The 2,470-nt window shown below is 31.3% G+C and carries 2 protein-coding genes; both read right to left on the reverse strand.

Annotated elements, in window-relative coordinates; genetic code table 11:
- Positions 1–201: 201 nt before the first annotated feature.
- A complete protein-coding gene (locus PO830_RS14790) occupies positions 202–1,209 on the reverse strand; it encodes a HEPN domain-containing protein (RefSeq protein ID WP_272854350.1) in 1,008 nt (335 codons plus the stop codon).
- A gap of 155 nt (positions 1,210–1,364) precedes the next feature.
- Positions 1,365–2,372 carry a HEPN domain-containing protein gene (locus PO830_RS14795; protein WP_272854350.1) on the reverse strand — a complete coding sequence of 336 codons (1,008 nt, stop codon included), beginning with the start codon at positions 2,370–2,372 and terminating at the stop codon, positions 1,365–1,367.
- Positions 2,373–2,470 lie beyond the last annotated feature (98 nt).

The raw sequence follows: 2,470 nt of genomic DNA on the forward strand, positions 1-2,470 counted from the left end.
TCTGCGTTGTGTTCCTTAAGTTCCCCATAAAAATTTAGTGAAACCCGAAAGTCCGAATTATTGCACTCCAACGGTCTCGGCTATGGATAGTTGCGTGGTTTGGTTACTAATTTAGCAAAAGTTCTCGAACCATAGGAAAATCCGTAGGATTTTCCGAGTAGAACAGACCGAGCAATTATTTATAGCCATTGTTGTACGCAGTTATTTGTTTATCAGAAGCCAATTAGTAATTGACATTTTACTCAATATGATGACTTCCATTTGGTTAATAAATTCTTCGTCTTTTTCTTCTTGAGGCAGTTCAGTCCACAAGTTTTCTGTTTTAAATTTCATTCCTGTGTGCACAATCTTTGAACGAAGACTATATAGTGCGTTAAACTTCTTTTTGTTGTTCGGATTATCTCCAATATATTTTAATAAATAATCTCTATACTTTTTAGAAACTTTATATTGTAATTGACCACATTCATTACATTTTTCCGCTTTAAAATCTCTGTTTTCATAATTAACCATTGTTTCGATTGATGTAAATGCTGAAATTACGGATAATGTCTTTTTATACTGTCTTAATTCCATTGCAGAAACAGTATGTGATATTGCTGTATCTAAAACTTTCTTGACTTCAGTATCTAAATTGTAATATGAGTCTAATCCTAAAAATATGTTGTTTGGGAAAGAAATTTCTTTATCAGAATAGTAATCGTAATTTGGATTTACCTGATAATATTTCATAAACGAGATAAATTCGACAGGCTCATATTTTAATTCTACATCAGTGAATTTTTCAATTTTCAATTGTTCTGGTAATTCAGGCCAATGAAACATTGTCATATTCCATTTGGACGACCAAGTATTTGCCTCTTCTCCAGCGTTATCTTTTAAGATTGGCATTCCCCAATTTCCAGTCAAATCATAATATCTAAAAAACATATGATTTGTAAATAGTGTTAGTAAATTTAATATCTCATCTTGTTTCGTTAGAGTAGAAGCCGTCAGAGTTCTTAAATCTTTCAATCCATCGTCTTTTGATGGCTCAATTATTTCGTGTTCTTCAATAATATATTCTAAAATTACAGGATAATGTTCTTGTAAATTTGATTTTGGCATTCCTTTTAAATCTGCTGGATAAATTAGGAATTTATCAGGATAGCGAAAGTACTTTTTGAGAGGAACTTTTGTGAATATTATCGTCTTTTGAAATCTGTTCATTCTCGTTTGTGGTAATTGCGTACAACGGTCTCGGCTATGGATAGTTGCGTGGTTTGGTTACTAATTTAGCAAAAGTTCTCGAACCATAGGAAAATCCGTAGGATTTTCCGAGTAGAACAGACCGAGCAATTATTTATAGCCATTGTTGTACGCAGTTATTTGTTTATCAGAAGCCAATTAGTAATTGACATTTTACTCAATATGATGACTTCCATTTGGTTAATAAATTCTTCGTCTTTTTCTTCTTGAGGCAGTTCAGTCCACAAGTTTTCTGTTTTAAATTTCATTCCTGTGTGCACAATCTTTGAACGAAGACTATATAGTGCGTTAAACTTCTTTTTGTTGTTCGGATTATCTCCAATATATTTTAATAAATAATCTCTATACTTTTTAGAAACTTTATATTGTAATTGACCACATTCATTACATTTTTCCGCTTTAAAATCTCTGTTTTCATAATTAACCATTGTTTCGATTGATGTAAATGCTGAAATTACGGATAATGTCTTTTTATACTGTCTTAATTCCATTGCAGAAACAGTATGTGATATTGCTGTATCTAAAACTTTCTTGACTTCAGTATCTAAATTGTAATATGAGTCTAATCCTAAAAATATGTTGTTTGGGAAAGAAATTTCTTTATCAGAATAGTAATCGTAATTTGGATTTACCTGATAATATTTCATAAACGAGATAAATTCGACAGGCTCATATTTTAATTCTACATCAGTGAATTTTTCAATTTTCAATTGTTCTGGTAATTCAGGCCAATGAAACATTGTCATATTCCATTTGGACGACCAAGTATTTGCCTCTTCTCCAGCGTTATCTTTTAAGATTGGCATTCCCCAATTTCCAGTCAAATCATAATATCTAAAAAACATATGATTTGTAAATAGTGTTAGTAAATTTAATATCTCATCTTGTTTCGTTAGAGTAGAAGCCGTCAGAGTTCTTAAATCTTTCAATCCATCGTCTTTTGATGGCTCAATTATTTCGTGTTCTTCAATAATATATTCTAAAATTACAGGATAATGTTCTTGTAAATTTGATTTTGGCATTCCTTTTAAATCTGCTGGATAAATTAGGAATTTATCAGGATAGCGAAAGTACTTTTTGAGAGGAACTTTTGTGAATATTATCGTCTTTTGAAATCTGTTCATTCTCGTTTGTGGTAATTGCGTACAACGGTGATGTATAACAGAAGTTGGGGGACCTTCTGGGTACAATTTAGTTAAAAGTTCTCAAAGATCCTTCTAGC

Source organism: Altibacter sp. HG106 (genome assembly GCF_028561755.1).
Lineage (GTDB): Bacteria > Bacteroidota > Bacteroidia > Flavobacteriales > Flavobacteriaceae > DFVG01.

Excerpts from the sequence above, each read along its gene's own strand:
- PO830_RS14795 (WP_272854350.1), bottom strand. The coding sequence starts at position 2,372 with ATGAACAGATTTCAAAAGACGATAATATTCACAAAAGTTCCTCTCAAA.
- PO830_RS14790 (WP_272854350.1), bottom strand. The coding sequence starts at position 1,209 with ATGAACAGATTTCAAAAGACGATAATATTCACAAAAGTTCCTCTCAAA.